This is a genomic window from Serratia proteamaculans, from assembly GCF_946227095.1.
Lineage (GTDB): Bacteria > Pseudomonadota > Gammaproteobacteria > Enterobacterales > Enterobacteriaceae > Serratia > Serratia proteamaculans_E.
In genome coordinates, this window is sequence record NZ_CAMISV010000004.1 from 467813 (window position 1) to 493644 (window position 25832).

General features: G+C 57.1%; 25 protein-coding genes. 22 read left to right on the plus strand and 3 right to left on the minus strand.

The genetic code is table 11. The features are described from left to right. The first annotated feature begins 74 nt into the window (after nt 1-74). The 5 genes from msrB (at nt 75) to rluF (ending at nt 5751) form a co-directional block, all read left to right on the plus strand. Nucleotides 75-572: a peptide-methionine (R)-S-oxide reductase MsrB gene (gene msrB / locus OC597_RS11235; protein ID WP_261426072.1), complete on the plus strand. Its 498-nt coding sequence runs from the start codon at nt 75-77 to the stop codon at nt 570-572. Nucleotides 573-585: 13 nt separating this feature from the next. Then, a complete protein-coding gene (locus tag OC597_RS11240; protein WP_262208732.1) occupies nt 586-2325 on the plus strand; it encodes a cytochrome c biogenesis protein DipZ in 1740 nt (579 codons plus the stop codon). Nucleotides 2326-2341: 16 nt separating this feature from the next. After that, entirely contained in the window at nt 2342-3067 is a 726-nt protein-coding gene (gene msrA, locus OC597_RS11245; RefSeq protein ID WP_261258748.1) for a peptide-methionine (S)-S-oxide reductase MsrA, read from the plus strand. 647 nt (nt 3068-3714) lie between these two features. Beyond that, complete coding sequence (speB, locus tag OC597_RS11250; protein ID WP_207977573.1) at nt 3715-4635, plus strand: agmatinase; 921 nt, start codon at nt 3715-3717, stop codon at nt 4633-4635. Nucleotides 4636-4887: 252 nt separating this feature from the next. After that, nucleotides 4888-5751 carry a 23S rRNA pseudouridine(2604) synthase RluF gene (gene rluF / locus OC597_RS11255; RefSeq protein WP_261258746.1) on the plus strand — a complete coding sequence of 288 codons (864 nt, stop codon included), beginning with the start codon at nt 4888-4890 and terminating at the stop codon, nt 5749-5751. A gap of 48 nt (nt 5752-5799) precedes the next feature. Here rluF and OC597_RS11260 read toward each other — a convergent pair whose 3' ends face one another. After that, a complete protein-coding gene (locus OC597_RS11260) occupies nt 5800-7038 on the minus strand; it encodes an MFS transporter (protein ID WP_261426065.1) in 1239 nt (412 codons plus the stop codon). A 395-nt stretch (nt 7039-7433) separates the two neighbouring features. Here OC597_RS11260 and OC597_RS11265 point away from each other — a divergent pair, with 395 nt between their 5' ends. The 14 genes from OC597_RS11265 to OC597_RS11330 all read left to right on the plus strand — a co-directional run bounded on the left by OC597_RS11265 (nt 7434) and on the right by OC597_RS11330 (nt 20448). Continuing rightward, nucleotides 7434-7751: a non-heme iron oxygenase ferredoxin subunit gene (locus OC597_RS11265; protein ID WP_012146671.1), complete on the plus strand. Its 318-nt coding sequence runs from the start codon at nt 7434-7436 to the stop codon at nt 7749-7751. A gap of 2 nt (nt 7752-7753) precedes the next feature. Beyond that, nucleotides 7754-8062: a recombinase-like helix-turn-helix domain-containing protein gene (locus tag OC597_RS11270; protein ID WP_085119018.1), complete on the plus strand. Its 309-nt coding sequence runs from the start codon at nt 7754-7756 to the stop codon at nt 8060-8062. A 20-nt stretch (nt 8063-8082) separates the two neighbouring features. Continuing rightward, entirely contained in the window at nt 8083-9126 is a 1044-nt protein-coding gene (locus OC597_RS11275; RefSeq protein WP_099065260.1) for a Rieske 2Fe-2S domain-containing protein, read from the plus strand. Beyond that, entirely contained in the window at nt 9123-9878 is a 756-nt protein-coding gene (locus tag OC597_RS11280; protein WP_262208736.1) for an SDR family oxidoreductase, read from the plus strand. Before OC597_RS11275 ends, OC597_RS11280 begins: the two co-directional genes overlap by 4 nt. Before the next feature lie 25 nt (nt 9879-9903). After that, nucleotides 9904-10698, plus strand: a complete 795-nt coding sequence (locus OC597_RS11285; protein ID WP_135317939.1) for an IclR family transcriptional regulator — start codon at nt 9904-9906, stop codon at nt 10696-10698. Between the two features lie 160 nt (nt 10699-10858). Continuing rightward, entirely contained in the window at nt 10859-11800 is a 942-nt protein-coding gene (locus OC597_RS11290) for a VOC family protein (protein ID WP_261258744.1), read from the plus strand. Next, the gene (locus OC597_RS11295) at nt 11797-13008 is read left to right on the plus strand and encodes an NAD(P)/FAD-dependent oxidoreductase (protein WP_262208738.1); all 1212 of its coding nucleotides are present in this window, start codon (nt 11797-11799) and stop codon (nt 13006-13008) included. Before OC597_RS11290 ends, OC597_RS11295 begins: the two co-directional genes overlap by 4 nt. A gap of 24 nt (nt 13009-13032) precedes the next feature. Further along, on the plus strand, nt 13033-14295 hold the full coding sequence (locus OC597_RS11300; RefSeq protein ID WP_262208740.1) for an MFS transporter: 1263 nt from the start codon (nt 13033-13035) through the stop codon (nt 14293-14295). Between the two features lie 30 nt (nt 14296-14325). Next, a complete protein-coding gene (locus OC597_RS11305; protein WP_085119009.1) occupies nt 14326-14850 on the plus strand; it encodes a cupin domain-containing protein in 525 nt (174 codons plus the stop codon). Beyond that, entirely contained in the window at nt 14850-15668 is an 819-nt protein-coding gene (locus tag OC597_RS11310; RefSeq protein ID WP_262208743.1) for an alpha/beta fold hydrolase, read from the plus strand. Before OC597_RS11305 ends, OC597_RS11310 begins: the two co-directional genes overlap by 1 nt. Then, on the plus strand, nt 15665-16459 hold the full coding sequence (locus OC597_RS11315; RefSeq protein ID WP_261258739.1) for an SDR family oxidoreductase: 795 nt from the start codon (nt 15665-15667) through the stop codon (nt 16457-16459). Before OC597_RS11310 ends, OC597_RS11315 begins: the two co-directional genes overlap by 4 nt. A gap of 17 nt (nt 16460-16476) precedes the next feature. Continuing rightward, entirely contained in the window at nt 16477-17271 is a 795-nt protein-coding gene (locus OC597_RS11320) for an aspartate dehydrogenase (RefSeq protein ID WP_262208745.1), read from the plus strand. 15 nt (nt 17272-17286) lie between these two features. After that, complete coding sequence (locus OC597_RS11325) at nt 17287-18756, plus strand: aldehyde dehydrogenase (RefSeq protein ID WP_262208747.1); 1470 nt, start codon at nt 17287-17289, stop codon at nt 18754-18756. 51 nt (nt 18757-18807) lie between these two features. Further along, complete coding sequence (locus tag OC597_RS11330) at nt 18808-20448, plus strand: thiamine pyrophosphate-binding protein (protein ID WP_262208785.1); 1641 nt, start codon at nt 18808-18810, stop codon at nt 20446-20448. Between the two features lie 39 nt (nt 20449-20487). Here OC597_RS11330 and loiP read toward each other — a convergent pair whose 3' ends face one another. Further along, nucleotides 20488-21240 (minus strand): metalloprotease LoiP, encoded by a 753-nt coding sequence (gene loiP, locus OC597_RS11335; RefSeq protein WP_099065249.1) that lies wholly within the window; start codon nt 21238-21240, stop codon nt 20488-20490. 238 nt (nt 21241-21478) lie between these two features. Between loiP and tkt the strand changes: the two genes are divergently transcribed. From tkt to OC597_RS11350, 3 genes are all read left to right on the plus strand, one after another. Then, the gene (gene tkt / locus OC597_RS11340) at nt 21479-23473 is read left to right on the plus strand and encodes a transketolase (RefSeq protein WP_262208749.1); all 1995 of its coding nucleotides are present in this window, start codon (nt 21479-21481) and stop codon (nt 23471-23473) included. A gap of 609 nt (nt 23474-24082) precedes the next feature. Then, nucleotides 24083-24631 carry an urease accessory protein UreE gene (locus OC597_RS11345; protein WP_261285110.1) on the plus strand — a complete coding sequence of 183 codons (549 nt, stop codon included), beginning with the start codon at nt 24083-24085 and terminating at the stop codon, nt 24629-24631. Between the two features lie 110 nt (nt 24632-24741). Next, nucleotides 24742-25164 carry a helix-turn-helix domain-containing protein gene (locus tag OC597_RS11350; RefSeq protein ID WP_262208751.1) on the plus strand — a complete coding sequence of 141 codons (423 nt, stop codon included), beginning with the start codon at nt 24742-24744 and terminating at the stop codon, nt 25162-25164. A gap of 49 nt (nt 25165-25213) precedes the next feature. Here the strand turns inward: OC597_RS11350 and nudK are convergent, their stop codons facing one another. Further along, the gene (gene nudK / locus OC597_RS11355; RefSeq protein ID WP_261285111.1) at nt 25214-25789 is read right to left on the minus strand and encodes a GDP-mannose pyrophosphatase NudK; all 576 of its coding nucleotides are present in this window, start codon (nt 25787-25789) and stop codon (nt 25214-25216) included. Nucleotides 25790-25832 lie beyond the last annotated feature (43 nt).

Below are 25832 nucleotides of genomic sequence, written 5' to 3' on the forward strand. Positions count from 1 at the left end.
CTCCGTGAGGATTCGGACAGGGTTTTCTCTGTAGTTTGTCACTATCGGTTGGATTGGTTTCCGGGGTGACGATGATGATCAACAGACGGCAATTTATTCTGGCTGGCGGCGGCCTGTCCGCAGCGCTCGCATTCGGGCTCTTGCCGAGAAAGGCAGCCCTTGCGGCGGCCTCTGGGCAATTTGAAGTCAGCTACACTGATCAACAGTGGCATCAGCGACTGAGCGCCGCGCAGTATCATATTTTGCGGGAACAGGGCACAGAAGCGCCCTATAGCAGCCCGCTGAATGATGAACATCGCGACGGCCTGTTTTCCTGCGCGGGTTGCCAGCTACCGCTGTTTTCCTCTCATACCAAGTTTGACAGCCATACCGGTTGGCCAAGCTTCTACCAGCCGCTTGAACAGGCGGTCGCACAGCAGCAGGATCGAACATTTGGCATGGTGCGCGATGAGGTGCACTGTCGCCGCTGTGGCGGGCATCTGGGGCACGTGTTTGACGACGGTCCGCAACCTACCGGATTACGTTACTGCATGAACGGGCTGGCGCTGCAGTTTGCAGTGCAAAAAGCCTAATGGGGAGAGCGATATGTTGATCCTGATACTGGCTTATCTCGGCGGCATTCTGACCATCGCCAGCCCGTGTATTCTGCCGGTGCTGCCGTTCATTTTTTCGCGCGCCGATCGTCCTTTCTTACGCTCCGGTTTGCCCTTGCTGGTGGGCATGGCGCTGACCTTTGCACTGTTCGCCACGCTGGCCGCCGTTGGCGGTGGTTGGGTGGTCGCCGCCAATCAATACGGTCGTTGGCTGGCACTGGTGCTGATGGCGGTATTTGGGGTCACACTGCTGTTCCCGGCGGTTGCCGAACGTGTGATGCACCCACTGGTCTCGGCCGGCAATCGCCTGTCTGACAAGATTGCCGCAGACAAGCAGCACCAGGTTGGCCCCTCGCTGTTGCTGGGGGTCGCTACCGGGCTGCTTTGGGCACCTTGCGCCGGGCCGATCCTCGGTCTGGTGCTGACCGGTGCCGCGCTGCAGGGGGCGAATGTCGGTTCAACTTTCCTTTTGTTAGCCTATGCCGCCGGGGCGGCGACCTCATTGGCCTTGGCGTTATTGATCGGCGGCAAGGTCTTCAGCGCCATGAAACGTTCGCTGGGTGCCGGTGAATGGATCCGTCGCGGCTTGGGCGGTGCGATGCTGGTTGGGGTGGTGGCGATTGCTCTCGGTCTGGATACCAGCGTGCTGGCACGCATTTCAGCGGCCTCCACCGGCGGGATTGAACAACGTTTGTTGCAGACGTTCACCCCAGCAGCTGCCCCAGCGCGTCTGCCGGTGCAAACCGCTGTCGATTCAACGCCGGTTCTGGAAGATTTTGGCGAAATGCCGGCGTTGTCAGGGGCGGTGCAATGGCTGAACTCTCCGCCGCTGACCGCTGAGTCTCTGCGCGGCAAGGTGGTGCTGGTGGATTTCTGGACCTATTCCTGCATCAACTGCCTGCGTACTTTGCCTTATGTGAAGGCCTGGGCAGAGAAATACCGCGATCAGGGGTTGGTGGTGATCGGTGTGCATGCTCCGGAGTTTGCCTTTGAGAGAGACATTGGCAACGTCACCCAAGAGGCTAAAAAGCTGGGGATCAATTACCCGATCGCCATCGATAACAACTACAGCATCTGGCGTGCGTTCAACAATCAGTATTGGCCTGCCCACTATTTTATTGATGCCAACGGGCATATCCGTTACCAGCATTTTGGCGAAGGTGATTATGCGCAGTCTGAGCGGGTGATCCAGGCGTTGCTGCGTCAGGCCGGGGCTAAAAATATCAGCACCGCCGTCAGCCAGGTCGCCGGGCAGGGCGTTGAGCAGGCGGCCGGTAATCAGGCTGGCATTTCGCCAGAAACCTATCTGGGCTATGCGCGGGCACAAAACTTTGCCTCCGGCGAGGCTACCCAGGATAGGGTCGCCCGCTACGGCGTGCCTGCAAGTTTACCGCTCAATGATTGGGGGCTGGCGGGGAACTGGACCGTCGGTGGCGAAAACGTGACGCTCAATGCCCCTAAAGGGCGCATCGTCTACCGCTTCCATGCTCGCGATTTGCATTTGGTATTAGGCCCGACAGCGGCGGGTAAGCCGGTGGCTTTCAAAGTGACGTTGGATGGCCAGGCGCCTGGCGAAATGCATGGTGCTGATGTCGCGCCGGATGGGCGCGGCGTGGTCACCGATCAACGCCTTTATCAACTGATCCGACAAACCGATGGTGCGGGTGAACACACCTTCAGCATTGAATTCGAACAGGCGGGCGTCGCTGCCTACGCCTTCACTTTCGGCTAATCCCGTGGGGAATACGATGAAACTTTCAAACAGGCTCGGTAAGGGGTTGCGGTCTTATGCTTTCTCTGGTGTGGTCGCGCTGGTCGGTGTGGGGCTCTGGCAGGGGAGCGCATGGTCATTTGGCGGTGCGGAAACCGCGGTGGTGATCCCGGCACCTGCGGTTGATGAACCGGCAGTGACGTCGCACAGTGAGACCGCTATTTTTGCCGGCGGGTGTTTCTGGGGTGTGCAGGGGGTCTTTCAGCATGTGAAAGGCGTGACCAACGCGGTTTCAGGTTACACCGGTGGTGCAGCGCAAACCGCCGATTACCAGCAGGTTAGCGGGGGTGATACTGGCCATGCGGAATCGGTGAAAGTGACTTTTGATCCGACTCAGGTTTCTTATGGCACCTTGTTGCAGATCTTTTTCTCGGTGGCTCATAATCCTACCGAGCTTAATCGACAAGGACCGGATAGTGGCACGCAGTATCGTTCGGCGATTTTCCCGCAGAGTGACTCACAACAACGGATTGCCAACGCCTACATTGCCCAGTTACAGGCCAGCCACAGTTATGCTCAGCCGCTGGTGACTCGCGTCGAGGGCAACGGGCATTTTTACCCGGCAGAGAGTTATCATCAGAACTTTTTGACCGATCACCCTGATTCCATGTACATCATGATTAACGACCAACCGAAAATAAAACAGCTCGAGCATTTATTCCCGGCACGTTACAGCCAGCAGCCGGTATTGGTGAAACAGTAGCGACGTAATTATTTTTCGAAGCGTTGGTAAAGGTAATCCACCAGGAGCATAGATACGGGGATATAGATGAGAATGATTTCCAGGGAAATATCATTCATTGAATCAATTTGAGAACACAGATAACCCAATGGGAAACATGATAAAAATGTTATGGCTTGCAGTGCCAAATAAATCCTCTGGTGTTTGATAATCCGTTTGTGCTGCCTTGGCATGATTGTTAACATTTTATTTGTTAGCCTGTTTTTTAGCTGAATATATAAGATGCAATCGTTAGTGAAAGTATTTTTTATTTTTTAGGGGTTTTTTAATTTAATAAACACCTATTTCTTAAATGCTGGAGTAACAAACTTATATAATTTATAGGCCAGGTTAAGGGAGCCAAATCACAAAATTTAGTCACGACAAACGGCAACGATCACATAGCTGAAGGATGCAGGGTCTATACTGGGTGACGACGAGCTGCTGGGATGATGATGCGCGCTCTTGAAGCGGGAACGAAATACGGCGATAATCTGCCGTATCAGCAGTACTAAACAGATTTCGAATGGATCCCTTTCTCGTCGGGCTAACGACGCGGGAGGGATTTTTTTTTGCCAGCGCCTGTGTGATTTTTCAACAGGCGAAACGTTGAAATATGAGGGTTTACTATGAGTACCTTAGGCCACCAGCCCGATAATTCTTTAGTGTCCAATGCCTTTGGTTTCCTGCGCTTTCCGCTGAACTTTATGCCTTACGACAGCGATGCAGAGTGGGTCATCACCGGCATTCCATTTGATATGGCAACCTCCGGCCGTGCCGGTGGCCGTCATGGCCCCGCGGCGATCCGTCAGGTTTCCACCAACCTGGCCTGGGAAGGCAACCGCTGGCCGTGGAACTTTGACCTGCGCGATCGTCTGAACGTGGTCGACTGTGGTGACATTGTGTTCAACTTTGGTGACGCTCAGAGCATGAGCGACAACCTGCAGGCGCACGCAGAAAAACTGCTGGCGGCCGGCAAGCGCATGCTCTCATTCGGCGGTGACCACTTTGTTACCTTGCCGCTGCTGCGCGCACACGCCAAACATTTCGGCAAAATGGCGCTGGTGCACTTCGATGCCCATACCGACACCTACGCGAACGGCAGCCAATATGACCACGGCACCATGTTCTTCCATGCGCCGAACGAAGGTCTGATCGATCCAAAACATTCGGTGCAGATCGGCATTCGTACCGAATATGATCATGATAACGGCTTCACGGTATTGGACGCTGCGCAGGTTAACGATCGTAGCGCGGACGATCTGCTGGCCCAGATCAAACAGATCGTCGGCGATATGCCGGTGTACCTGACCTTCGATATCGACTGCCTGGATCCGGCATTTGCACCGGGCACCGGCACACCGGTGATCGGCGGCCTGACCTCCGATCGTGCGCTGAAACTGGTACGCGGCATGCAGTCACTGAACATCGTTGGCATGGACGTGGTGGAAGTGGCACCGGCCTACGATCAGTCCGAGATCACCGCGCTGGCCGCGGCGACCCTGGGCCTGGAGATGCTGTATCTGCAGGCAGCAAAAAAACAGGCCTAAATATACCCGTCGTCTTTCAAGCTGCAGCGTTGTTACCTGCACTCATTCACCTCAGTCACTTACTTGAGTAAGCTCCTGAGGATGAATGAGCTGGGCGCCTAGCTGCAGCTTGAAATCCATAGGGTATAGCGGGTGATGAATTTAGAATGGAAAATATAGTCTAAAACACTCTATTCACCGTTCGTTACCGCACTATGAAAATGCCTGTATCTGTTGCCTTGAAGGTCTATAATCCGGGCTTACGGAGAGAATATGTTGACCAAACAATCCACACGTCTTAACAAATATATAAGCGAGAGCGGTATCTGCTCGCGCCGTGATGCCGATCGTTACATCGAACAAGGCAATGTTTTTATCAATGGCAAGCGCGTGACGCTTGGCGATCAGGTGTTTCCAGGCGACGTCGTCAAGGTTAACGGTCAGTTGATTGAACCGCGCAACGAAGACAATCTGATCTTTATTGCCTTGAACAAGCCCGTCGGTATCGTCAGCACCACGGAAGAAGGCGAGAAAGACAACATTGTCGATTTCGTTAACCACAGCACCCGTATCTTCCCGATTGGGCGGTTGGATAAAGACTCACAGGGTCTGATTTTCCTCACCAACCACGGCGATCTGGTGAACAAAATCCTGCGGGCGGGTAACGACCACGAGAAAGAATACCTGGTCACGGTCAACAAACCGGTGACCGACGATTTCATCCGTGGCCTCGGGGCCGGTGTGCCGATGCTGGGTACGGTGACCAAAAAGTGCAAGGTGAAGAAAGAAGCGCCCTTTGTGTTTCGCATCGTACTGGTACAGGGACTTAACCGTCAGATCCGCCGTATGTGTGAGCATTTCGGCTATGAGGTGACCAAGCTGGAGCGTACCCGCATTATGAATGTGGGCATGGCCGGGTTGCCGCCGGGAGAATGGCGCGATTTAACCGACGATGAGTTGGTCGAACTGTTCAAATTGATCGAGGGTTCATCTTCAGAAGCCAAACCGACCAAGAAAGCCAAACCTGCAGTGAAAAAGCCTGCCGCCAGCGCACCAAAAAGCGCCGAAAAGCCCAGCGGTAACTCGGCTGCACGCAAGCGTTTTGCCCAGCCGGGACGTAAGAAGAAAGGGCGCTAAGCCCATTCCGTTAGTATGAAGAGGGGCGCATTATGCGCCCCTCTTGTTTTATACCCGCTTTGCCTCACGTGTCATCAGCATCCGGCTGAACAGTACGGTACCCGCCAACAGTGTCACTCCCTGCGACACGATCAGCACCGCAAACCCCGAAGACACCTTACCCTGGCTGGCCATCACCATGCCCATAATCATCGGCACAAACGCCGAGAACATATTGCCGATACCGTTAATCAGCCCATAGGCGCTGCCGACGGCCTGCGGCTGCGCATAATGCTGTAGCAGGGTAGGGATCGCGGCACCCTGAGCGCCCCAACAGGCATTGGCCGCCAGCAGGAAAAAGGCAATCCAGCCGAGCTGATGGCTGTGCATCACGCCATAGATGCACAGTGCCGTGGCCGCACCGCCAAAGGCGAAAATCAGCGGTGCCTGATAAGGGCGAATGCGATCGAGCAGCACGCCACCGAGGTATTTTGAGCCGATGCTGACAATAAACGGCAGCGAGGCCATCCAGCCCATCTGTTTGATGGAAAAGCCTTTCTCGTCGGTCAGGTAAGCCGGCAACCAGGAGCTGGAACCCCACAGGTAGCTGAGGGTGGCGATCTCGATCAGCATGATCCAGCCGAGCATCGGGGTACGCCAGGCCAGCGCGAAGGTTTCCCAGACGCGGCTCATTATCGGCCGTGGGTCGCGGGTGCGCGAAGGCTGGGTGGCGGGATGGATAAACAGCCGTACCAATGCCAGCCCCAGCAGCAGGTTGATCAGCGCCAGCAGATAGAAGGAGATGGCCCAGCCGAAGTGAGCCATCAGGAAACTCACCAGCGGAAAGCCAATCACCAGCCCCAGCGAGACGCCCAGGGTGCTGACCGCATTGGGTTTGCCGCGCTCATCGGCGGCGAAGTGATCGCCGATATACATGGTTTTCAGCGAAAATAACGGCCCTTCACTGATGCCCAACAGTGCGCGCACGGCAAATAACAGCAGCACCGAACCGGCCAGCGGCGAGGCGGCGGTGAGCAACGCCCACAGCACAATACTCAGCGTCAGCGCGCGGCGATACCCCATCAGAGTTTCCAGAAACGGCGTTAGCAGCATGGCGGAAAGCCCGTAACCGAGCAAAAACACCGTCATCAGCATGCCCTGATGTGCGCGACTGTCGCCGAGCTGAAAGTGCTGCAGAAAGTCGGGGTTGACCAGCATCACGGCAATATTGACCCGATCGGCATAGGCGATGACGATCAGAAACAGCAGGGCCACGACCCCGGACCAGCGTTGACGTTGTTGCACCATGTGCGCTCCTTTAGCGGGCGATGAAAGAATTCAGGCAGCAGAAAACTAACCCGCTGATTTCACAGTGCTGAAAAGCGGGGTTGAGCTGTTTAAATGTAAATTTATTGTTATTTAAAAGGGCGTTTTAGTCAGTGAGATAGAACTTTTACTCTCATTGAGCCAGTCAGATCAACGTGTTTTTACCCATGATTTCGTGATGCAACGCACAAGTTTCATAGGCTTTTCATCTCGGTGCATTTTTTCGTGATCCTTCCCGCATTTGTCATGTTTAAACAACTTTCCATTAACAATTGCCGCTTTGCTCTCTTGACGAAAGTTTCGCCATACTTATAGTGGCTGTATTAAATAAGAAACTGAGTTTCATATATGAAACAATCAGATAGAGGACAGAAGCAATGAGCTGGAAGAAAGTGTGTGAAGTGTCTCAGGTGAAAGAAGATTTTCCTTTCTCTGCCAACGTGGAAGGGAAAGAAGTCGGGGTGTATCTGATCGACGGCAACTATTACGCGCTGGAAGACGTCTGCCCACATGCCTATGCCTTGCTCAGCCAGGGGTTTGTTGATGACGGTAAGGTCGAGTGTCCGTTGCACGAAGCATTGTTCGACGTACGTACCGGCCAGTGCCTGCGTGAGCCAGGCGGTCGCGATCTGCAAACCTATGCCACCCGGGTGATCGACAATCAAATCCAAATCACCTTTATTGCGGAGGAGTAATCATGCAGCACATCACCGATTTCAATCCCTGGCTGCCGGACACCCAACAGGTGATCCCGGCGCGCGAAGGCGGCAACGGTCAGATCCATCAACCCGGTCAATTCCAAAATGTGATCTGGCAAAACCGTGCCCGGGTGCCGGACGGTTTTGAGACCGCGCTGGTGGCGGCGTTGGAAGAGATCTTCGATCAGGGCGCGGAAGAGCTGGAGCAGATCGTCAGTGCGCTAAATCAGCGCCGCCTGTTTGATCGCAATGGCCAGCCGTGGAATGAGACGGCGTTCCGCGAGTTCCTGCACGTTAACGGTTTCTGATCCACACCCGGGAGAAGACAATGACAGCAAACACAACATCCTCCGCACAGGCCTTACAGGATTATCTCGATCAGGGGCTGCGCGGCATGTGGTATCCGGTGCTGGCCAGTTGGGAAATTGGCAATAACCCGGTCGGTATTACGCGTCTGGAACAGCAAATTGTAGTGTGGCGTGATGGCGAAGGCGCGATCCACGCGCTGGAAGATCGCTGCCCGCACCGCGGGGCACGGCTTTCCATGGGCTGGAACCTGGGCGATCGCATCGCCTGCTGGTATCACGGCGTGGAAGTGGGCGGTGACGGTACGGTTAAAGACGTACCGGCGGTCGATCGTTGCCCGCTGGTGGGGCAGAAATGCCTGCGTTCCTATCCGGCCAAAGAAGCCTACGGCGCGGTGTTCCTCTATTTCGGTGTGACTGCAGATGAAGAGCCGGCCGAGCTGACCTTCCCGCCGGAACTGGCGGACGAAGCGTCCTACAGCAACTTCCTGTGCACCGCCAGTTGGGACTGCAATTATCAGTACGCCTTGGAAAACGTGATGGACCCGATGCACGGCACCTACCTGCATTCCTCTTCACACTCAATGGCGGAAGGGGATCGCAAGGCGGATATGGCACTGGAGCCGACCGACAGCGGTTTCATCTTTAAGAAGAATGGCCAGATCGGCGTTAACTTTGACTGGGTAGAGTTCGGCAGCAGCGGCGCCTACTGGATGCGCCTGTCGATCCCATACAAAAAACGTTTCGGGCCGGGCGGCCATTTCTGGATCATCGGCATGGTGGTACCGGAAGACAAGGATCACTGCCGGGTGTTCTTCTGGCGTATCCGCCAGGTGAAAGACTGGCAGCGTGACATGTGGCGTTTTATGTACCGCAACCGCCTGGAGTCGCTGCATTGGGACGTTCTGGAGCAGGATCGCATCGTGCTGGAAAACATGGCACCGAACGCGCGTGGCCGTGAATATTTGTATCAGCATGACGTCGGCTTATCCCGCCTGCGCCGCATGATGCAAAAAGAAGCGCAAAAACAGCTGGCGCAGCTCAGTGAACAGGAGGCGGCACAGTGAATGGCCTGCTGACGGGGAAACGTATTGTGGTGACCGGCGCGGCGCGTGGGCTGGGGCGTAGTTTCGCTGCCGCCATTGCTGCCGCCGGTGCCAGCGTGGTGATGTGCGATATTCTGGCGGATGAACTGGCGGACGGCGCCGCCAGCCTGCGTGAGCAGGGGGCACAGGTTGAAAGTCAGGTGATCGATCTGGCCGATCCGGCCTCGATCAGCGCTGCGTTTAACGCCATAGCCGAAGGTGGGGCAGTTGACGGGTTGGTGAACAACGCGGCCCTGGCCACCGGCGTGGGCGGTAAAACCATGATGGAATACGATATCGATCTGTGGGATCGAGTAATGCAGGTCAACGTGCGTGGCACCTGGCTGGTGAGTCAGGCGGCGGTACCGCTGCTGGCACAAAACCCGCATGGCAAGATCGTTAACGTGGCTTCGGATACCGCGCTGTGGGGCGCACCGCGCTTAATGGCCTATGTGGCCAGCAAAGGGGCGATTATCTCGATGACCCGTTCGATGGCGCGTGAGCTGGGCCCGCAGGGGATTTGCGTTAACGCCATTGCCCCGGGCCTGACGCGGGTGGAGGCCACCGAATATGTACCCGCCGAGCGTCATCAGCTGTACGAGCAGGGCCGGGCACTGGCCGGGGCTCAGCATCCTGACGACGTCAACGGGACGGTGCTCTACCTGTTGTCACCGCTGGCGAACTTCGTGACCGGCCAACTGTTGCCGGTCAACGGTGGTTTCGTCTTTAACTAATCTACCTTTTAGCCAGGAGCAGCACATGGCAGACGACCAAGGGTGTAAATATCTGATCCCAGGATTGGATCGCGGATTGCAACTGTTGCTGGCGTTTGGCGAGCAGCACAAGGAAATGACCTTTGCCCAATTGCATCGCCTGGTCGACATGCCAAAAGCTACCGCCTATCGCGTGGTGCAGACGCTGGAGCATCTGGGGTTTCTCGAGCGTAACCCACGCACCAACACCTTCTCGCTGGGCATCAAGGTGCTGCGTCTCGGCTTTGAATATATTGCCTCGCTGGACGTGGCGCAGGCCGGTCAGCCGGTAATAGAACAACTGCGCGATCGCAGCCAATGCAGCAGTCATCTGGCGATCCGTGATGGGCGTGACGTGATCTACATCGCCCGCGTCAGCGCCGCCGGTTCGCAAATCAACCAGGTCAGCGTCGGCACCCGCCTGCCGGTACACCAAACTTCGCTCGGCCGCATGTTATTGACCAGCGCCACTCGCGAAGAGTTTGAGCTGCTGTATCCGCAGGAACAACTGCCGGGTAGTGGCCCAGGTACACCGGCGGATCGCGAAACGCTGTGGCAGATGGTGCAGCAGGACAAGGCGCGCGGCTATGTGATCGGCGAGTCGTTTTTCCGCCACGGTATCTCTTCCATCGTCTATCCGATCTTCAACCGCGAGCAGCGGGTTGAGGCAGTGATCAGCATTATGGTGCCGTCCGATGAAATCCCGAAAGCGGATCGCGAGCGGTTACGCATGGAGGTGCGGGACGCCGCGGTGAAAATCTCCGGCTTCCTGGGTGCACCGCCGCAGGCTAACGTCGGTTAACTGATTTCCCAGGGGCGCGACTGGCTGCCCCCTGCATTAATCGGGACGAATAGAGTCGTCCCCTACCAATGACTCAGACAGGGATAAGGCCCATGGCAAACAGGGGCCCGGGTTTGTCATGTCTGAAAAACGCATTCAGCGAGAACGTGAGGCACAATTAATGAGCGTAATCGGAATCGAAAAACTGGAATTTGGCGTCGAAGATCTGCCAACTTGCGAAAAGTTCATGCAGGACTTCGGCCTGCAGGCGGCGCAACAGCACTGGGGCGAAACCCAGCGTGAATTCACTACTCTGAGCGGGGCGCGCGTGGTGCTGCATCCATTGCAGAGCGAGGCATTACCGGCGGCATTTGAGGGCGGCTCGACGCTGCGTCGCATGACCTGGGGCGTTGGCAGCCCGGCCGAATTGGCAGCGTTGCAGCCCTTGCTGGTGCAGATGCCAGGCTTCCGTCAGGTGGGCGAAGAGCTGGAGTGCCTTGATCCGAACGGCATGACGGTGCGCTTTAGCGTTAGCCGGCAGCGTGAAGTCGATTTACCGGTGTCGCCGATCAACCAGTGGGGCGACGTGCGCCGCATCGATCAGCCAAGTCCGGTGTATGCGCAGGCGCAGCCGATCAATATCGGCCACGTGGTGTTCTTCGTCGAAGATCTGGCCGCGACCGAGCGCTTCTACTGTGACGTGCTGGGGTTCCAGGTCTCGGATCGCTATATCGACCGCGCGGTATTCCTGCGTACTCAGGCTCGCGGCGGCCATCACAACCTGTTCCTGCTGAAATTACCTAATCGCCCACGGGGCCTGAATCACGTGGCCTTTACCGTACGCGACATCCATGAGGTGATCGGCGGTGGTATCGCCATGAACAAAGAGCACTGGAGCACCTTTATCGGCCCCGGACGCCACCCTATCTCCTCGGCCTATTTCTGGTACGTCAACAGCCCAACCGGTGGGGCGTTTGAATACTACACCAACGACGATTACCTGACCGAAAACTGGCAGCCCCGCGAGCTGGAACACTCACTGGTGTCGTTCACCGAGTGGGCGGTGGAAGGGGGGATCGACCACGACACGCGCCGCCAGCATAAAAAACCGGGGGCGTTATGAGCCAGCCACAACCGGCGGGCATCCTGATCATCGGCGGCGGTCAGGCTGGCGGTTGGGCGGCGAAAACGCTGCGTGACCGGGGCTACACCGGCAAGCTGACGGTGGTCAGTGACGAGCCCTATGACTTTTATGAACGTCCGCCGCTTTCCAAGGCGGCGTTACTGGACGGCAATGCGCCGCTCAGCCGACTGTTCAGCGAGCAGGTGGTGGCCGGGTTGAACATCGACTGGTATCGCCCGTTGTGTGCCGAAGCCATTGATGTACAACAACAAATTGTCAGCCTTAGCGATGGCCGACAGCTCCAGTTTGATCAACTGCTGATCGCCACCGGTGGACGGCCACGTTTGCCGGATGCCCGTTGGGCCAGTCATCCACGGGTGATGACGTTACGCTCCTGGGACGATGCGGCCCGGCTGCGCCAGGCGTTACAGGGGTGTCGCAAGCTGGCCATCGTCGGTGGCGGCTGGATCGGCCTGGAGATCGCCGCCTCAGCACGGCGCATTGGCGCTGAGGTCACGGTATTCGAACGTCAACCCGCGCTGTGTATGCGCAGCGTCGGCGCAGACGTTTCACAGGCGTTGCTCGAACTGCATCAGCAGCAGGGCGTGACGGTGCATTGCGGCTGCGGTGACATTCAACTGGAAGATCGTGACGGCAGCGCCTGGATCGGCAGCGACATCAGCGATCCTCAGCCGTTTGATCTGGTGGTGGTGGGGATCGGCGTGGAGTTGAATCTGGAGCTGGCGCACGGCGCCGGGTTGAAGATTGACGCCGGTATTGTGGTTGACGGTCAGGGGCGCACCAGCCACCCGGCGATTTTTGCCGCCGGTGACGTGGCACGCCATCCGACACTGGGCCTTTGCCTGCAATCCTGGGCCTATGCGCAGAATCAGGCGATCAGCACCGCCTGTGCGATGTTGGATGCCTTCGCCTCTCCTTACGATGACGTGGCCTGGCTGTGGTCGGATCAATACGACGCCAATATCCAGATCCTCGGTATACCGACCGGCGGCGTGCATCACGTGGTGCGGCGTACACCGCAGTCACAGGTGTTCTTTACGCTGAATGCCGATCGTCAGTTGGTGCAGATGGTGGCGTTTAACGACGCGCGCACCATCAAGCTGGGCAAGCGCTGGTTGGCCAGCGGGCGAGTGTTGGAACCGCAGCAGTTGGCGGACGCAGAGTTTTCTTTGATGGCGTTGAAATAACGCCCGTAACCTCGGGAGCGTTTCATGACTACGCAAGAGATTGACGCCCGTGCTGAACGGGTGGGGGAAGCCGTTGCCGAAAATCCGCAGCAGCGGGTTCGCTGGTCGGTGCCTGTCGCGCTGTTTGCCTGTGTGCTGCTGGCGTTTTTCGACAAGATCAGCATCGCGGCACTGTTTTCCGATAGTGAATTCCAGCAGGCGCTGGGCATCAGTTTTGACCCGGCGCGACTGGGCTTGCTGATGAGCGCGTTTTTGTTCTCATACGGCATTTCTTCGATGCTGTTGAGCGGCATTGGCGACCGGCTGAACCCGGTAAAAGTCTTGATCGGCATGATGGTGGTGTGGGGCGTGTTGATGGTGCTGATGGGCCTGGCCCGTTCTTATCACACCATGATGACGCTGCGCATTTTACTCGGCATTGCCGAAGGCCCGCTGTTGCCGATGGCCTACGCCATTATCCGCCAGGCCTTCCCGCAGCGGTTGCAGGCGCGTGCCACCATGCTGTGGCTGCTCGGTACCCCGCTGGGGGCGGCGCTCGGCTTCCCGGTCACGCTGTATATCCTTAACACCTTTGACTGGCAGACCACCTTCTTCTTTATGGCGTTCCTGACGCTGCCGGTGATGCTGCTGGTGCTGTTCGGCATGCGTCATCTGAACGTGTCGCGTCCGGCTGCCGCTACCGTTTCACCCCCGGCGGTCGCCGAACGCAAACAGCATCGCCATGAGCTGCTGCGCAACCCGCATTTCTGGATGATTTGCCTGTTTAACATCGCCTTCCTGACCTACCTGTGGGGCATGAACGGCTGGCTGCCCAGCTACCTGATCAAGGGCAAAGGCATTCACCTGGAACACGCCGGTTACCTGTCATCGCTGCCGTTTATCGCCATGCTGCTGGGTGAAGTGCTCGGGGCCTGGCTGTCGGACAAACTGGATCGTCGTGCGCTGGCCTGCTTTATCTCGCTGTGCGGCGCCGGGCTGGGGTTGGCCGTGGTGCTGCATATGCAGGGGACTTACAGCGTGATCGCCGCCATGGCCTTCAGCACCTTTATGTGGGGGGCCGGTGCGCCGAACATTTTTGCCCTGCTGGCGAAGGCCACCAGCAGCAAGGTTAGCGCCACCGCCGGCGGTATTTTTAACGGATTAGGTAATTTTGCCGGTGCACTGGCACCGGTGCTGATGGGGGCGCTGATCGCCGCCACCGGCAACATGGATAACGGCTTGCTGTTCCTGGTGGTGATGGCCTTTATCGGCTGCATCATTTTGCTGCCGTTGCTGAAGAAATATTGATATCCCATTGATTCACAGAGGAGTACCAACATGTCCCAGGTTGAGAAACAAGCTGCCGTCAAGCCGCAGGATCAGTCGATAGAGAATTGGGTGGAATCCCGTATCGCCCGTTTTGAAGGCCGCAAATATGACTGGAATGCGTTGAAGTTCCAGGCCGATTACGACCCGAAATACCGCCGTGCGCAGATGCGCTACATCGGCACCGGGGCCACCGGGGTGGTTAACGATACCAACACCATTCCGGCGGGTAATTTCACCTTCTCCACCATGGTGCTGCCGTCAAAATGCGAAGGCCCGCTGCACCTGCACGACGATGTGGAAGAGGTGTTCTTTATGCTGAAGGGCAGCATCACGCTGATGATCCAGGACGGCACGGAGTACTACGAAACCAAGCTGAAAGAGCGCGATCTGATTTCGGTTCCGGCCGGTGTTTACCGTGGGTTGTTTAACCACGGCGAGGAAGAGGCGCTGATGTGCGTGATGCTCGGCACCGCCAAACCGGAAACGCCGACCTACCCGGCGGATCACCCTTTATCCAAAGTGAAGCGCAACTGATGAACGGCCTGGTGCAACGTCAGCAGGCGCGCTCCGGGGGGGCCACCCTGAGCTGGCGCGAAGCGGGGCACGGCCGCCCAGTGGTGTTGCTGCACGGCATCAGCTCCGGTTCGGCCTCGTGGATCAAGCAGTTTAACGATCGCGGGTTGGCCGACGGCCACCGCCTGCTGGCCTGGGATGCCCCGGGCTACGGCGGCAGCCTGCCGCTGACGGTGAGCCGGCCGGACGCCACCGCTTATGCTGCTGCTCTGGCGGCGCTGGTGGCCGAATTGCAGCTGGAGCAACCGCTGATTGTTGGCCATTCGCTCGGCGCGTTGATCGGCAGTGCCTATGCTGCCGCGCATCCTGATGGGTTATGTGGGCTGGTGCTGGCGGATCCGGCTCAGGGTTATGCCACTGCGTCGGAAGAAAAACGCCAGCAGGTTTATGGCCAGCGCAAACAGATGATTGAAAAGCTGGGGCCGCAAGGCTATGGCGAACAGCGGGCGGCTGCGCTGTTGCGTGATGGCGCGGATCCGCAGGATATCGCCTGGGTACGCAACGGTATGCAGCAGCTGGATCCGGAAGGCTTTCTTAGCGCTGCCTGGATGCTGGCCAACGACGATATCGGCCGCCATCTGGCGCAGTACCGTGGTCCGTTGCAGGTGTGGTGCGGCGACTGCGACCGGATCACACCGCCCGAAGCGGCGGCAATACTGGCGCAACAGCAGGACGCGCCCCTGCGGCTGATTGAGCAGGCAGGGCACGCCAGTTATCTCGATGCGCCGGAGCAATTTAACCGTTATCTGCAGGATTTTACGGGAGCAATCCAATCATGAATTTTCAGCTTGAGCATCGGGTCGCGGTAGTCACCGGCGGCTCGTCGGGCATCGGTTTTGAGACCCTGCGCCTGCTGTTGGCGGAGGGGGCGAAGGTGGCCTTTTGCGGCCGTGACCCAGATAAACTGGCGGGAGCCGAAGCCAGCCTGCGCAATGAGTTTCCGCAGGCGGAGATCCTGGCGCTGTGCTGCGACGTGCTGGACGAGGCACAGGTGACACAGTTTGCCGCTCAGGTGACGGCACACTTCGGCGGGGTGGATCTGTTGATCAACAACGCCGGTCAGGGGTTTGTCGCGCATTTTGAGCATACGCCACGTGCGGCCTGGCTGCATGAGGCGGAGCTAAAGCTGTTCGGCGTGATTAACCCGGTGCAGGCGTTTCTGCCGGCGCTGGAACGTTCGGATATCGCTTCAATTACCTGTGTGAATTCGCTGCTGGCCTTGCAGCCGGAAGAACACATGATCGCCACCTCGGCGGCTCGCGCCGCACTGCTCAACATGACGCTGACATTGTCGAAAGAGCTGGTGGACAAGGGCATTCGCGTCAACTCGATCCTGCTGGGTATGGTGGAGTCCGGCCAGTGGCGACGCCGTTTCGACGAGCGCAGCGATAAGGATCAGAGCTGGGAGCAGTGGACGGCGGCGATTGCCGAACGTCGCGGCATCCCGATGAAACGCCTCGGTAAACCGCAGGAGCCGGCGCAGGCGCTGTTGTTCCTGGCTTCCCCCCTGGCGTCCTTTACTACCGGTGCGGCGCTCGACGTCTCCGGTGGCTTTAACCGCCATCTTTAACCGCAGGGGCTGAAAAGATGAAGAAGATCATGATGATTGGCTACGGCGCAATGGCCAGAGAAGTGCTTTCCCGCCTGCCGGACGGGGTGAGCGTGGGCTGGATCGTGGCGCGTGCGGCTCATCATGCGGCGATTGTCAGCGCCTTTGGCGGCCAGGTGCAGGCGTTAGCCCATCCGGATCAGTGTGCTGAGCCGCCGGATCTGGTGCTGGAATGCGCCAGCCAGCAGGCGGTGGCGGAATTTGGTGAGGCGGTGGTGACACGTGGCTGGCCGTTGGCGGTGATCTCCACCGGCGCGCTGGCGGATGCGGCGCTGCAACAGCGGTTGCAGCAGGCCTGTCGGCAGCATCAGGGCCAGTTGATCATTTTGTCCGGTGCGGTGGCGGGGATGGATGGGCTGGCGTCGGCGCGTGAAGGCGGGCTGGACAGCGTCACCTATCAGGCCTGTAAAAGCCCGGCAAGCTGGCGCGGCAGCATGGCAGAGCAACTGATTGATCTCGATGCGGTGAACGAGGCGCAGGTATTTTTTGAAGGGTCGGCGCGCGAGGCGGCACGCTTGTTCCCGGCCAACGCCAACGTGGCGGCGACCATTGCGCTCAACGGTTTGGGGATGGACGCCACTCAGGTGCGATTGTTGGTCGATCCCGCCACCCGACGTAATACCCACCGGCTGCAGGTGTGCGGCAATTTCGGTGAATTTCAGATTGAGCTGAGCGGCAACCCGCTGGCGAGCAATCCCAAGACATCAACCCTGGCGGCGCTGAGCGCGGTACAAGCCTGCCGCCGTCTGATCGACGGTGGTTTTATTGCCTGAACGGCAGGAGTGAGCATGGAAAGGTTAAAGATTTTTGTGGCTGGGCGCTGGTGCGAAGGGCGCGGCGATGAGATGACCTCGGTATTTCCGGCCGATGGCAGCGTCAATGCGCGGTTGCGTGCCGCCAGCGTTGAAGACGTCAATGACGCGGTAGCCGCGGCGGAACGTGCCTGGCGTGCGCCCGAGTGGCGCGGGTTGGTGCCGCATCAGCGTGCCAACATTTTGTACCGTGTCAGTAACCTGATTATGGCGCAGCAAGAAGAGCTGGCGCAGTTGCAGACCCGCGACAACGGTAAACCGCTGGCGGAAACCCGCGGGCTGGTGGCCAGCGCGGCGGCGACCGCCCGTTACTTTGCTGCTGCCTGCGAGGTGCTGGAGGGCGAACTGCCGACCCAGCGCAGCGCCGAGGTGATGACGCTGAGTCAATATCAACCGCTGGGGGTGATCGCAGCGATTACGCCGTGGAACTCCCCGATTGCCAGCGAAATGCAAAAGGTGGCCCCGGCACTGGCGGCGGGTAACGCGGTGATCCTCAAACCGGCCGAAGCCACGCCGCTGATGGCGCTCAAACTGGCGGAGCTGTTTGAACAGGCGGGGTTGCCTGTCGGGCTGCTCAGCGTGTTGCCTGGCAAAGGCTCGGTGATTGGTGAGGCGCTGGCTCGTCACCCGTTGGTGAAAAAGATTTCCTTTACCGGCGGCACCAATACCGGCCGCCATTTGGCGCACATTGCTGCCGAGAAGCTGATCCCAACCTCGCTGGAACTGGGCGGCAAGTCGCCGACCATCGTGCTGGAAGACGCGGATTTGGAACAGGCGGCACGCGGTATCTGTTACGGCATTTTCAGCTCCGCCGGTCAGGCCTGCATCGCCGGTTCGCGACTGTTTGTGCACCGTTCTCTGTACCAGCCGTTGCTGGCGCGCCTGAGTGAGCTGGCGGCCGGATTGCGGGTAGGCAATCCACTGACGCCGGGTGTGCATCTCGGTCCGCTGATTAACCAAAAGCATCGCCAAAGCGTGGCGGATTACGTGGCGCTGGCTCAGCAGGAAGGGGGGCGGGTAGTGATTGGCGGAGAAGCCCCGGCCGATCCGCTGCTGGCGCAGGGCAGCTATTACCTGCCGACGATAATCGAAGGGTTGAGCAACAGCGCCCGAGCCTGTCAGGAAGAGATTTTTGGCCCGGTACTGGTGGTGCTGCCGTTTGACGATGAGCTGCAGTTGATTGAACAGGCCAATGACTCGGTATACGGGCTGGCGGCCGGTATCTGGAGCCGTGATTTCCCACGGGCCATGGCACTGGCGGAGCAATTGGAAACCGGCACGGTGTGGATCAACACCTACAAAACATTCTCTATTTCTACGCCTTTCGGCGGTTTCAAAGAAAGCGGTCTGGGCCGCGAAAAGGGCCTGCACGGCATCAAAGCCTACATGCAGCAAAAAAGCCTGTACCTGGCGCTTAGCCATCAGGTGAATCGCTGGAGCGATTAGCTTTGGTCGACGGTGCGTACCCCTACAACGAACACAATAAGAAGGCAGATGATGAGCGATAAAATAACGGTTGGCGAGGCGATAGCCCGGACTCTGGAACAGTACGAGGTGTCGGCGATGTACGGCATCATTTCGATTCATAATCTGCCGATTGCCGATGCGGTGGGGCAACGTGGCAACATTCGCTTCGTGCCGGCGCGCGGTGAAGCGGGCGCTGTGACCATGGCCGATGCCCACGGCCGCTTCTCCGGCCTGGGTGTGGCCTTGACCAGCACCGGTGCGGGTGCCGGCAATGCGGTTGGCGCGATGATCGAAGCGCTGAACGCCAACACGCCGCTGCTGCACATTACCGGCCAGGTAGAAAAAGCCTATCTGGATGCCGACGCCGGATTCATTCATGAAACCCGCGATCAACTGGGTTTCCTGCGCGCCTGCTCCAAACGCGCTTATCGGGTTAACTCTGCGGAACAGGCCGTGGCGGTGATCCAACGGGCCATTCTCGACGCGCAGACGGTGCCTTGCGGCCCGGTGGCGGTCGAGATCCCGATCGATATTCAAAGCAGTCTGGTCTCCAGCGCGGTGCTGAGCCAGCCGGTGGCCCCTGCGCCGCTGCCGCAGGCCAGTGACGACGCGGTTGAGCGGTTGTATCAGCGACTGAAACAGGCCAAACGCCCATTGCTGTGGTTGGGCGGCGGTGCGCTGGCCTGCGGAGATGCGGTGCGCAAACTGGCGGATGCCGGTGTGGCGGTGATCTCCAGCACCCACGGGCGCGGCATTCTGCCGGATAGCCATCCGCGCAGCCTGCGTGCGTTCCATAATTCGCCGAGCATTGAGGCGATCCTGACGCAGTGCGATCTGACGCTGGTGGCCGGTTCGCGCCTGCGCAGTAATGAAACCCGGACCTGGACGCTGCCACTGCCACGTCCATTGGTGCAGATTGATATTGATCCGGCGGCGGCTAATCGCAACTATCTGGCCGACGAACAGATCAACGGTGACTGTGGCGCTTTGCTTAACGCACTGGCGGCACGATTGAGCTCAGGTGAGAAGGTCTGTGCCGAGTGGGATGCCAAGATTGTCGCTGCGGTGCAGCAGGCGGAAAGCGCGCTGCGCCAGCAGTCGGGGGAATATGCCAAATTAAACGACGCTATTGCTGCCGCACTGCCGCAGGATGGGCTGTTGGTGCGTGATATCACCGTCTCCGGCAGCGTCTGGGGCAGTCGTTTATTCCGGGCTATTTCGCCGCTGTGCAACATTCACTCGCTGGCCGGGGCGATTGGCATGGGCTTGCCGATGGCGATTGGTACCGCGATCGCTAATCCACAACGTAAAGTGGTCGGGTTGGTGGGTGACGGCGGGCTGGCGTTAGGCCTGGGCGAGCTGGCGACCATGGCGCAGGAGCAGGCCAATATCACCCTGCTGATCATGAACGACGGCGGCTACGGCGTGATGCGCGGCATTCAGGATAAATACTTTGCCGGCCGTCAGTACTATAACGAACTGCATACGCCGTCCTTTACATTGGTGGCCGAAGCCATGGGGCTGAAAGCCTGGAAGGTCGACAGCGCAGCGCAGTTCAGCGGCGTGTTGGCGGAGGCGATTAACTATCCGGGACCGTCGGTGGTGGAAGTGGATATGAACAGCATCGGGCCGCTAACCTTCGCCGGGCCACCGCAAAAGTCTTTGTATTAATGAAATGAACAACGCCCGGTATTCACCGGGCGTTGGGTTTTATTTGCCTGCCGCGATGCGGTCGCGAATGTGCTGCGCACGCGCTTCGGAGGCTGGGTGGTCGTCGAACATGCTGCTTTGACGGCCGGCTTCCATTTTCGCCAGTTTTTCAAAGCTGGTGACCAGGCCGTTCGGATCGATGCCGCGTTGTTTCATCAGATCGAACGAGTAGTCATCGGCTTCACTTTCCTGCTTCTGGGAGAACTGGGCATTCACCAGCTTTTCGCCCATGTCCGCCAGTTGTGACTGCGACAGCGAACCTATGATGCCACCGGTTGAGGCCGCAGCGGTACGCAGCGCCACGGTGCCGTAGGCTACCTGCATGGCTTTACGCGTATGCCCCAGCGCCACGTGGCCCATTTCATGGCCCAGCACGCCTTCCACTTCATTGTCGGTCATCATGTCCATCAGCCCGCTGTAAACGCGGATACAGCCGTTAGCCATCGCCCAGGCATTCACGTCTTTAGTGACGTAAACCTTGTAGTTGGCTGGCGTGCCGTTGATATTATCCCCCAGTGCGGCAGAGATTTTGTTCAGGCGCTTGGCATAGGTGCTGTCAGCCGGCGCGATTTGTGCCTTGCTGTCCATCTCTGCACAGGATTTATCACTCAGGGTTTTTACGTCGTCATTGCTTAATGTCGCCGCCTGAAACGCCTGTGCACCAGACTGCATCAGGGTATCGGTATTCAGGTTTTGACAGCCGCTTACCAAGGTGGCAATGCTTAATGCAATCAAAGAGGTACGAATTTTCATAAAGCCATCTTCCTGTGATAGTAACAAGGGGGTCGTGCCATTTTAATTTAGGGGAAACTTGCCGCCTGAGACTAGTGTACGCTGGCGATTGGGAAAATAGTGTTATTCCGAAAAACCGACCAATTGTGCTAATAAGTTGTGAACTCGCTCTCATTTGGCATTAGGGATTGCCGTTTTAATGCTGAGTCTGAGAAAATAGAAAACTTGACTGATTTTTTAATCCGACCTGGAGTAAAACATGTCCTCTCGTAAAGAGCTTGCCAACGCCATCCGCGCACTCAGCATGGACGCCGTACAAAAAGCAAATTCCGGCCACCCGGGTGCACCTATGGGCATGGCGGACATCGCCGAAGTCCTGTGGCGTGACTACATGAACCACAACCCGACCAACCCGCACTGGGCTGACCGTGACCGCTTCGTCCTTTCCAACGGCCACGGCTCCATGCTGATTTACAGCCTGTTGCACCTCACCGGCTACGACCTGCCGATGAGCGAGCTGGAAAACTTCCGCCAGCTGCACTCCAAAACCCCGGGCCACCCGGAATACGGCTACACCCCGGGCGTGGAAACCACCACCGGCCCACTGGGTCAGGGCATCGCCAACGCCGTCGGTTTCGCTATTGCCGAACGCACCCTGGGCGCGCAGTTCAACCGCCCGGGTCATGACGTGGTCGACCACCACACCTACGCCTTTATGGGCGACGGCTGCATGATGGAAGGCATCTCCCACGAAGTCTGTTCGCTGGCCGGTACCCTCAAGCTCGGCAAACTGACCGCGTTCTACGATGACAACGGCATCTCCATCGACGGTCACGTCGAAGGCTGGTTCACCGACGATACCGCCGAGCGCTTTGAAGCCTACGGCTGGCACGTGGTGCGTCACGTTGACGGTCACAACCCGGATGCCATCAAGGCCGCGATTGAAGAAGCCCGCAAGGTGACCGACAAGCCGTCCCTGCTGATGTGCAAAACCGTGATTGGTTTCGGTTCCCCGAACAAGGCCGGTACCCACGACGTGCACGGCGCGGCGCTGGGTGCGGCCGAAGTGGCTGCCACCCGTGAAGCCCTGGGCTGGAAATACGCCGCCTTCGAAATCCCGCAGGACATCTATGCCCAGTGGGACGCCAAAGAAGCCGGTAAAGCCAAGGAAGCGGCCTGGAACGACAAGTTCGCCGCCTACGCCAAAGCCTTCCCGGAACTGGCTGCCGAGTTCAAACGCCGTGTGAACGGTGAACTGCCGGCCAACTGGAAAGCCGACGCCAAGGCGTTCGTTGAAAAACTGCAGGCCAACCCGGCCAACATCGCCAGCCGCAAGGCCTCACAGAACGCGCTGGAAACCTTCGGCAAGGTGCTGCCGGAATTCCTCGGCGGCTCCGCTGACCTGGCACCGAGCAACCTGACCATGTGGTCCGGCTCCAGGCCACTCAACGAAGACCTGGCGGGTAACTACATCCACTACGGCGTGCGCGAGTTCGGCATGACCGCCATCACCAACGGTATCGCGCTGCACGGCGGCTTCCTGCCGTACTCGGCGACCTTCCTGATGTTCGTGGAATACGCCCGTAATGCAGTACGTATGGCGGCGCTGATGAAAATCCGCAACGTGTTTGTCTACACCCATGACTCCATCGGTCTGGGCGAAGACGGCCCGACGCACCAGCCGGTTGAGCAGATTGCCAGCCTGCGCGTGACCCCGAACATGAGCACCTGGCGTCCGTGTGACCAGGTGGAATCGGCGATTGCCTGGCAGTACGGTATCGAGCGCAACGACGGCCCGACCACGCTGATTTTCTCGCGTCAGAACCTGACTCAGCAGCCACGTACCGCAGAGCAACTGGCTAACGCCTACCGTGGTGGTTATGTGCTGAAGGACTGCGCCGGTACGCCGGACGTGATCCTGATTGCCACCGGTTCGGAAGTGGGCATCACCGTGGAAGCGGCAGACCAGCTGACCGCAGCGGGCCGTAAGGTGCGCGTGGTTTCCATGCCATCTACCGACGCGTTCGACAAGCAGGATGCGGCCTACCGTGAATCCGTGCTGCCGGCGGCGGTGAGCGCACGCGTGGCGGTGGAAGCGGGTATCGCAGACTACTGGTACAAGTATGTGGGCCTGAACGGCGCCATCGTGGGCATGACCAGCTTCGGCGAGTCAGCACCGGCTGAGCAACTGTTCAAAGAGTTTGGTTTCACCGTGGAAAACGTGGTGGCCAAGGCGCAGGCACTGCTGAAATAAGCCGTATTGCATCGCTTTACCCGAGCCCGGCAAATTGCCGGGCTTTTTCGTTCTGGCTGAGACTCTTTTTAAATCTTATATTCCCCCTCGATTGAGTTAACTACAAACAGGTAGCTTATACCTTTTATTTATTTTAAATGACGTCAAACCCCGCCTGGAGACATAATGAGAATGAAATAACACCCGCGATAGTTTTATTAAGAAATCAGTTTATACGATATTTATTGATTTTTAATGCCATTATTTTTATTGCAAAATAGCATATTAATAATCGCCTCACATGACCAATGAACCAATACCTCCTGGAATAAGCCAGTCACGTCAAAATACAAAAGCAAAACAATCAATACAATCATTTAGTTATACATAAAGCCAACAAAAAACAATAGCTATAAACTATTGATACTTATTTTTTGATCGATAGCACCGATAGATTTAACCGATCAAAAGATAAAAATTAATAGATTGAACGATGCGAACATAGCGTGTAATTTTCATTCTCACTGTAAAGCCTAAAAGATATAAAACAAAAAAAGCGTTTCCTTCCGCATTTGAAATAAACAGAAATAGCTACGCATGGATATTTATAATCGAAATAATGGAGGCGCCATGATTATTATCAGCGAAACACTTGGAAACATAAACCAGCACAAAGAATGGCAAGATAAAATTCGCGGAACCTCGCCAGACTACCTCATTCTGAGCCCCGCACAGTTGGAAGAAGAATGTCATCAAAAATCCACTCATGATGGGCTGAGACTGGCCGTGTTTATGCCACCAAACAGCATGCTGGTGGATGGCGACATTTTAATCTGGGATGAGGAGACGAAAAACTCCGTTATTGTGAAGGTTATCTCGCATGACATTATGGTGATTAACCTGCAGCGCCTGCTCTGCGCCAATTCAGACGCCATCATTCACTATGCGTTCAAGCTGGGTTTGATTTTAGGGCAACATAAGCTACACGCCATAATAAAAAACAACCTGGTTTACGTCCCGATAACTATCGCTACCAGCACCCTGGACGCCATGTTCAAAGAGAACAGTTTCCACTCCCTGTCCTACTGGTATGTCAACGGCGCCGATATTGCCTCCTTGTTAACCCCCATTGAAATCGATCTCCTGTTCGACGGCATATTTCCCTCTAGCCATGTATGACATCAAGAGCTAATCCCACTCACTGTCAGCATTATTTTATAAATCAGAGACCATTTCCCACCTATCAGAGTATGAACGCCCAAAAAGCCGATGCGATAAAAGGAGTTTTCATGGCAATTAATATGCAGATTTTTATTAATGACATGCTTAAATGGATAGAAAACAATTTGGGCGCAGAGTTGGATATAAAGACCATTGCAAAGAAATCCGGCTACAGCAGATTCCATATTCAACGGCTTTTCAAGTTACATGCCGGGCTGACCCTTGCCCAATATATCAGAATGCGGAGAATCACCGAGGCGGCGATCGCACTGAGGTTCACCGACAGAAAAATCATGGATATCGCATTAGACTATGGTTTTGACTCTCAGCAGGTTTTTACCCGGATATTCAAGAAACAGTTAAAAACCACGCCGGGCGAGCTAAGGAGAAGCAAGCAATTAAACAATAACCGGCTCTGTCATTCATTGTACATGCCGACAATGGCGAAAAAAAAACCGACGCCCCCGCCTAATGCCCACAAGCACGGCTAACCAAGATTGAATTCATCTCGCCGGTGAACGGCGAGATGAATAGCCTGTCTCAGCCCATAATCTGATGAATTTGCAGGTACTGCAGCAGCATAATGGTCTTGCCGTCTTTCATTCGCCCGTCGGCGATCATGGCCACCGCCTCGGTAAACGGCAGTTCCACCACTTCAATATCTTCGTCTTCGATACCACCGCCGGATGCATGGCGTTCGTCGTCATGGTATTCGGCAATAAAGAAATGGATGATCTCGGTCACACCGCCCGGTGACATGTAGGCTTCGAAAATCTTCTTCACCTCGCCAACCTGAAAACCGGTTTCTTCCACCGCTTCACGGCGCGCGCACTGCTCCGGTGAATCAGCATCCAGCAGGCCCGCACAGGCCTCCAGCAACATGCCACTGTCATTGCCGTTAACGTAGGTCGGCATACGGAATTGATTGGTCAGCACCACCGTGCCCTTGGCGCGGTTATACAACAAAATGGTTGCGCCGTTACCACGATCGTAGACTTCACGCATCTGCTGAACGGAACCGCCATCCTTGCGCTTCAGATCAAAAGTATATTTGTGCAACACATACCAGTTATCCGACAACAGCTCTTTTTTCACATTTTCAATTTTCGCTGACATGAACCCTTCTTCTTTTCCGTTAGCTGAAACGCAAAAAGGATAC